At 69.2% G+C, this 6,675-nt stretch carries 9 protein-coding genes; 3 read left to right on the plus strand and 6 right to left on the minus strand.

The annotated features are described in order from the left end of the window. Positions 1–158: 158 nt before the first annotated feature. From AC2W7C_RS11890 to thiE, 6 genes are all read right to left on the minus strand, one after another. Entirely contained in the window at positions 159–326 is a 168-nt protein-coding gene (locus tag AC2W7C_RS11890) for a hypothetical protein (RefSeq protein ID WP_486001630.1), read from the minus strand. Then, positions 301–1,332, minus strand: coding sequence for a cytochrome d ubiquinol oxidase subunit II (cydB, locus tag AC2W7C_RS11895; RefSeq protein ID WP_486001631.1), 1,032 nt, complete (start codon positions 1,330–1,332; stop codon positions 301–303). Before cydB ends, AC2W7C_RS11890 begins: the two co-directional genes overlap by 26 nt. Continuing rightward, positions 1,332–2,753, minus strand: coding sequence for a cytochrome ubiquinol oxidase subunit I (locus AC2W7C_RS11900; protein ID WP_486001632.1), 1,422 nt, complete (start codon positions 2,751–2,753; stop codon positions 1,332–1,334). The genes cydB and AC2W7C_RS11900 overlap by 1 nt, the downstream gene beginning before the upstream one ends. 111 nt (positions 2,754–2,864) lie before the next feature. After that, a complete protein-coding gene (locus AC2W7C_RS11905; RefSeq protein WP_486001633.1) occupies positions 2,865–3,332 on the minus strand; it encodes a sensor histidine kinase in 468 nt (155 codons plus the stop codon). After that, positions 3,329–4,534, minus strand: coding sequence for an MASE1 domain-containing protein (locus tag AC2W7C_RS11910; RefSeq protein ID WP_486001634.1), 1,206 nt, complete (start codon positions 4,532–4,534; stop codon positions 3,329–3,331). The genes AC2W7C_RS11905 and AC2W7C_RS11910 overlap by 4 nt, the downstream gene beginning before the upstream one ends. Positions 4,535–4,568: 34 nt before the next feature. Then, a complete protein-coding gene (gene thiE, locus AC2W7C_RS11915; protein ID WP_486001635.1) occupies positions 4,569–5,258 on the minus strand; it encodes a thiamine phosphate synthase in 690 nt (229 codons plus the stop codon). A gap of 123 nt (positions 5,259–5,381) precedes the next feature. Here thiE and AC2W7C_RS11920 point away from each other — a divergent pair, with 123 nt between their 5' ends. The 3 genes from AC2W7C_RS11920 to AC2W7C_RS11930 form a co-directional block, all read left to right on the plus strand. Next, on the plus strand, positions 5,382–5,567 hold the full coding sequence (locus tag AC2W7C_RS11920) for a (2Fe-2S)-binding protein (protein ID WP_486001636.1): 186 nt from the start codon (positions 5,382–5,384) through the stop codon (positions 5,565–5,567). A 151-nt stretch (positions 5,568–5,718) separates the two neighbouring features. Beyond that, positions 5,719–6,219, plus strand: coding sequence for a bacterioferritin (gene bfr / locus AC2W7C_RS11925; protein ID WP_486001637.1), 501 nt, complete (start codon positions 5,719–5,721; stop codon positions 6,217–6,219). Positions 6,220–6,260: 41 nt separating this feature from the next. After that, on the plus strand, positions 6,261–6,675 hold a 415-nt coding region (locus AC2W7C_RS11930; RefSeq protein WP_486001638.1), incomplete at its 3' end, for a tryptophan-rich sensory protein.

Here is a 6,675-nt window from a genome sequence, read left to right on the forward strand (position 1 = left end):
CGGGCCGCTGTTGAGATCGCGGGTCAGATTGCTGCCGGGCCGCTCCGCGGGCGGCGGCGTCTGGGTGGACGGAGCCGGGGTCTGGGCGGCGGCGGCGCCGGCGATCAGCAGGACGGCGGTACTCAGGACTGCGGTTTTCATGGCCCGACCTTCGCCCCTCAGCCCATGAACGGCAAGGCCCTGAGCGCATAGGCGACGACCGCCGTGACGGCGGAGGCGGCGACGGCCAGGGCGGCGAACCAGGCCAGCCGCTTCCACAGCGGGCCGGGCGCCTCGTCGGCGTCGGGCGGGGGAACGGGCCTAATGATGATAGCCGGACTCCACATCCATCTTGCCCCGGAAGACCCAATAGACCCAGGCCGTGTAGCCCAGGATGGCCGGCAGGATGAACGCCGTGCCGCCCAGCATCAGGGCCAGGGCGTTGTCCGGCGCGGCGGCCTGGCGGAAGTCCAGGGCGTAGGGGGCCACATAGGGCGCGAAACTGACCGCCAGGCCCAGATAGCCCGACAGGAAGACCAGCAGCGCGCCGACGAAGGGCCAGTGGTGCGAACCCTTGCGGGCCATGAGCACGATGGTCGCCAGACCCGCCAGGCCCAGCGCCGGAATGGCCAGCCGCGGCGCCAGAACCTCCCAGGCGACCCGCATCTCCGCGGTATCGACGCCCCAACGCATGCCGATGCGGTGGTGGACCAGCAAGGTGGCGACACTCACCGCGGCCAGCAGGGCCGCCACGGCCGCACCCGCGATCAGGGTCCAGCGCTTGGCGTCGCCGTGCAGGTTGTCGGTGGTCTTCAGCATCAGCCAGGCCCCGCCCAGGAGGGCGTAGCCGGCGACCAGGCCGGCGGCCACCAGCAGGGTGTAGGGCGTCAGCCAGTCGAAGGGAGCGCCGGCGAACCGCCCGTCCTGGACCGTCACGCCCTGGATGAAGCCGCCCAGGATCAGGCCCTGGGCGATCGCGGTCAGGATCGAACCTCCGGCGAACATCTGGGTCCAGAACCTGCGGCCCTTGCTACGCGCTCGGAAGCGAAACTCGAAGGCGACGCCGCGCAGGATCAGGCCGGCCAGCATCAACAGGACGGGCAGATAGAGGGCCGGCATCAAGACGGCGAAAGCCGAGGGGAAGGCCGCCAGAAGGCCGCCGCCGCCCAGCACCAGCCAGGTCTCGTTGCCGTCCCAGACCGGGGCGATGGTGTTCATCATCACGTCCCGCTCCTCCTTTGACCTGGCGAAGGGGAACAGGATGCCGACGCCCAGGTCGAAGCCGTCCAGGATGACGTAGAGCAGGACGGCCGTGGCGATCAGCCCGGCCCAGATCAGGGGCAGGTCCAGCATCAGTCCTTCTCCTCGGGCGAGGTATCCTCGGGCGCCCTGGCCAGGGCCGAGCCGGGCGCGCGGTCCTGGCGGGGGGCGGGCTCGGCCAGCGCGGCGACCGGCCCCTCGGCCATCAGCCGCAGGATGAACAGGGCGCCGGCGGTGAACACCACCGCATAGACGCTGATGTAGGCGATCAGGCTGGTCGCGACCTCGCCGGTGGTGACCGGCGAGACGGCGTCGCGGGTGCGCAGCACGCCGTAGACCACCCAGGGCTGGCGACCGACCTCGGTCACCATCCATCCGGCCAGGACAGCGATGAAGCCGGAGGGGCCCATGGCGACGCAGAACCTGAGGAACCAGGGGCTGTCGAACAGCCGCTTGCGCCAATACAGCCAGGCGCCCACGGCCCCGAGCGTGATCATCAGCAGGCCCAGGCCGACCATGATGCGGAAGGCGAAGAAGGGGATGGCGGGCGGCGGCTGGTCCTCGCGCGGCCAGGCGTCCAGGCCCTGGATGACCTGATCGCGCGGGAGGTTCTGGATCAGGTTGCCGACCCCGGGAACGGCGACCTCGAAATGGTTCTTCTGCGCGTCGCGGTCCGGCACGCCGAAGACGACGAAGGGCTGGTCGGCTCGGGTCTCCCAATAGCCCTCGATAGCCGCGGTCTTGGAAGGCTGGTGATGGTGGGCGACCTCGCCCGACCAGTGACCGGCCGCCAGTTGCAGAGGGGCGACGACGGCGACCAGGCCCACGGCCATCACCAGGGAGATGCGGCTTTCGGTCCAGCCCTGGACCCCGCCCTTGGCGCGTTCCTTGAGCACCCGGTAGGCCGAGGCGCCGCCGACGACCAGGGCGGTGGTCAGGAAGGCGGCCAGCAGCATGTGAACCAGCCGCGACGGGAAGCTGGGATTGAAGATCACCTGTACGAAGTCGGTCGCCTGCATGCGGCCGTCGGCCAGGATCTCGAACCCTTGCGGCGTCTGCATCCAACTGTTGGCCGACAGGATCCAGAAGGCGGAGATGGAGGTGCCGACCGCGACCAGGCAGGTGGCCAGGAAATGCAGGCGCGGTCCGACCTTCTTCCAGCCGAACAGCATCACGCCGAGGAACGAAGCCTCCAGGAAGAAGGCGGTCAGGACCTCATAGGCCAGCAGCGGCCCGATGACGCCGCCGGTGATGCGGATGAACTCGGCCCAGTTGGTGCCGAACTGGTAGCTCAGCACGATGCCCGAGACGACGCCCATGCCGAAGCTGAGGGCGAAGATCTTCACCCAGAACAGGTACAACACCTTGAAGGCGTCGCGCTTGGTCCAGAGCCAGAGGCCCTCGAGCACCGCCAGGAAAGCCGCCAGCCCGATCGTGAACGACGGGAACAGGATGTGGAAGGCGATGGTGAAGGCGAACTGCAGTCGCGACAGCAGCAGCGCGTCGAGTTCCACGGCCGTATCCTTCTGAATAGCCCTACTTTGAATAGGGACTTACACCCGCGGACGCGCCAAGTCGATGCGCGATCCGCCGCGCGTCGGAACGTCGCAAACGAAGAAAACGCGTCAGGCGGCGGGCAGTTCGACCCAGAAGACCGCGCCCTCGCCCGGCGCCGAGATGACGCCGATGGAACCGCCCTGCAGCTCGACGAGACGGCGGGCGATCGCCAGGCCGATGCCGTGCCCCTCGACCGTGGACCGCTCCAGGCCCAGGCGGTTGAAGGGCTCGAACAGCTGGGTCTGCTTCTCCAGCGTCAGGCCTGGACCGTGGTCGATCACCTCGATGCGGACGCCGTCGTATATGCGGGTGGCGCGCAGGAGCACCGACCCGCCGACGCCGCCGTATTTCACGGCGTTGGACGCCAGATTCGAGACGACCTGAGACAAGCGCTGGGAGTCCGCGAGCGCGACCAGGCCGTCGCCCTCGCTGACGACGTCGATGCGCACGCCTTCGGATTCGGGCCGCAAGGCCGTCGCGCGGCGCACGTCCTCCAGAACGCCGGGCACGTCGGTCGGGCGAAGCTCGACCTTCAACGCCCCCGATTCCGCGCGGCCACGTCCAGAAGGTCGTGGGACAGGGCCTCGACCTGACGGGCCGTCTTCACCAGCATCTCGGCCATCTCGGCCTGGGTGGGCGTCACGGCGCCCAGCTGGCCGGTCTTCCACAGCTCGCCGATGCCTATGATGCCCCCGACGGGGCTCTTGATCTCATGCGCGACGTTGGCCAGCAGCCGGGATTTGGCCTCCGACGCCCGTTCGGCCCGGACCTGGCCCAGCCTGGCGCGTTCGGAGAGACGGTCCCGCTCTTCCAGCAAGGCGGCGACCAGCATGATCGGCAGAAAGCCGAAGAGGACCAGCAGTTGGGCCATCATGGCCCGGTCGGGACCGTCGAAGGCGGCCGCGTACGGACCGTAGCCGGCCATGGCGCCGCCGACCGACAACAAGGTGATGATGACGAGGGCGGCGGTCACCCCCAGCATGCGCATGCGCACGGCGATGAACAGCAGCAGCGGCAGGGTGGCGAAGCTGATCGGCAACGACTGACCCACGAAGATGGCCGCGCACGACAGGGTCAGCAGCACCAGCAGGACCACCGCCTCGATCGCGCGGGCGGGCGCCTTATAGCGGCTCAGTTCGCGCCGGCCGACCGCCAGGCCGAAACTGCCGACGACGGCGATGCTGAGGGCATGGCCGAACCACCACGTCTGGGCGGTGTCCAGGAAGTCCGCCCCGTTCATCCGCCAGAGGGCGAAGCCGACCAGGGCCGCGGCCGGCAGGGGCGCGACCACGGCGGCGCTGATCAGGAAGCGCAGGGCGCCCTCGACGCTGGCCAGGTTCAGGGTCGGCGCGAACCGGCGGGCCAGCATGACGGCGACGTAGATGTCCAGCATGTTGGCGGCGGTGAACATCGCCGCCATGGCGCTGGAGTTGCCGGCCAGCAGGTTGCCCGCGGCGATCCCGAACGCCACCAGGCCGCCGAAGCAGAAGTCGTAGAGCGGACCGCGCGAGGTCCTGAGCCATACGGCCACCGCCAGCCCGCCGGCGCCCCAGAGGGCGGCCACGGCGTCGGCCGAGCGCGCGAAGGTCAGCGACATCACCACCAGGATCATCACGGCCATGGCGGTGAAAACCGGCGCGAACGGTTGCCCGAACCCCGTCGCGGCCGCGCGCGGGGGAGGCGCCTTGCCGGCGGCCGTCGCGGGCTGCTGGGTTTCGAGCGCGCGGCTCATCTGCATGATCGGGTCCGGAACGCGGGTGTCTCGCGGTTTCCTAACCAGCGTTCCTAAATATCCCCTGAAGGTCAGAAGGCGGCGGCAAGCACCTGATCGAACTCGCGAACCGCGGCGCGGACCGTCCGGATGGCCCCCAGACGGCGGCGCTGACGGCGACGAAGTCGGCGCCGGCCCGGGCCAGGTCGCCGGCGTTGGCCGCGGTGATCCCGCCGATGGCGACGCAGGGCGTCTCCACCGTCTCCTGCCAGATAGTCAGGATCTCGGGGTCGGGACGATGGGTGACCGCCTTGGTGGCGGTGGGGAAGAAGGCGCCGAACGCGACGTAGTCGGCCCCGGCCTCCGCCGCGTCCATGGCCAGTTCACGGCTGTCGTGACAGGTGACGCCGATCATGGCGTTCGGGCCCATGACGCGCCGCGCCTCCGCGTAGGAGGCGTCCGACTGGCCCACGTGCACGCCGTCGCAGCCGGACCGCGCCGCGAGGTCGGGCCGATCGTTCAGGATCACCGCCACGCCCCGCGCCTGGGCCACGGGTTTCAGCGCCCCGACCGCCGCCAGGACTTCGGCGTCATCGACGTCCTTCAAGCGAATCTGCAGCGCGGCCACGGAGCCGGCGGCCAGCGCTTGGTCCAGCAGGCCCGCGAAGGCCGCCAGGTCCGGAATCGACGGGGGCGTGATCAGATAGAGCGCGCAAGGCGGGCGAGGCGGGACGACGGGTTCTCTGGCCATCCGCCGGGAGTGCGACGGACGGGGCGCGACGTCAATCCGCCGCACCCGTGCGAACGACTTGCATTCGCCGCATTTGCATTGCTATAGCGAACCATTCTCAGAAGCGGGTCAGGTTCGCCTCTCTTGTACGTCTGCAACTGCAACGGTCTGCGCAAGCGCGACGTCGCTTCGGCCATCGAGGCCGGCGCGGCGCGGCCGCGCGACGTCTTCGCCCGGCACCAGTGCCAGGCGCAATGCGCCAAATGCGTCTGCGAAATGCGCGAGATGATCCAGGAAACCCGCCAGGCCTTCGCCCTCGCGGCTGAGTAGCGTCCGCAACCTTTCTGCGGGCGATTTTTACTCGCAATTTCAATGTCGTGATAAGTGTTCGCAAATGAACACGAGGGCTTCGCGCGTGCTATGAACGCCGCGGCGAAGGCGACTCCGGTTTGGGGCGCCGCCGGCTGCAAGGACGAAGGCCATGAAGGGCGATCCCGCGATCATTCGGACGCTGAACGCGATCCTGACCAACGAACTGACGGCGGTGAACCAGTACTTCCTGCACGCCCGCATGTTCGAAAGCTGGGGCCTGAAGCACCTCGGGAGCATCATCTACGAGGAGAGCATCGGCGAGATGAAGCATGCCGACATGCTCATCAAGCGCATCCTGTTCCTGGACGGCCTGCCCAATCTGCAGGACCTGCATAAGCTGAAGATCGGCGAGACGGCGGTCGAATGCCTGGGCGCCGACCTGCAGCTGGAACTCGGCTCGCGCGACGTGGTGGTCGCCGCGGTCGCTCAGTTCGAGGCCGCCCGCGACTTCGTCAGCCGCGACCTGGTGATGCGCATCCTGGCCGACACCGAGGAGCACATCGACTTCCTGGAAGCCCAGCACAAGCTGATCGAACAGCTGGGCGAGCAGAACTACCTGCAATCGGCCATGACCGAGATCGCCCCGGACAAGAGCGCCACGGGGAACTGAGGTCCGCTCCGGCCATTCCGCCTAGGATGCGGAGGAGCCGGATGACCGATATCGACGACGTTCTGGACGACGCCCGCGACGCCGCGACGGGCTTCCTGAACGCCGAAGGCCGCGATGTCGCCCATGTGGCGCTGGGCGTCGCCCTGACTGTCGGCTTCGCCCTGGCCGCGACGGCCTTCGCCAGGCGGACGATCCGCCCCCGCCCGGAGCGCCTCGCCCAGGACGACGCGCCGATCACCGAACGACCCCGCGGCCCCCTGAGCCTGATCCTGCCGGCGGTGTTCTCGGTCACCACGCTTTCGGCCGTAAGGGTGTGGAACGCGCCCAAGGCCCCGGAAACGGACCGCCGCCATGGGCCTGTGGGCCGCGCCCAGGCGCTGAACGCGGTCTGGATCGCGCTTCGGCCGACGGGCCGCGGCCTGCAGATCGCGGCCGCGATTGTCCTCGGCCGGGCTG

This window comes from Brevundimonas sp. CURTG3B2_SDJG (genome assembly GCF_057364705.1).

Bases quoted from the DNA above. Each gene is read 5' to 3' on its own strand.
- AC2W7C_RS11890 (WP_486001630.1), bottom strand. From the start codon at position 326: ATGTGGAGTCCGGCTATCATCATTAGGCCCGTTCCCCCGCCCGACGCC.
- cydB (WP_486001631.1), bottom strand. From the start codon at position 1,332: ATGCTGGACCTGCCCCTGATCTGGGCCGGGCTGATCGCCACGGCCGTC.
- AC2W7C_RS11910 (WP_486001634.1), bottom strand. From the start codon at position 4,534: ATGCAGATGAGCCGCGCGCTCGAAACCCAGCAGCCCGCGACGGCCGCC.
- thiE (WP_486001635.1), bottom strand. From the start codon at position 5,258: ATGGCCAGAGAACCCGTCGTCCCGCCTCGCCCGCCTTGCGCGCTCTAT.
- bfr (WP_486001637.1), top strand. From the start codon at position 5,719: ATGAAGGGCGATCCCGCGATCATTCGGACGCTGAACGCGATCCTGACC.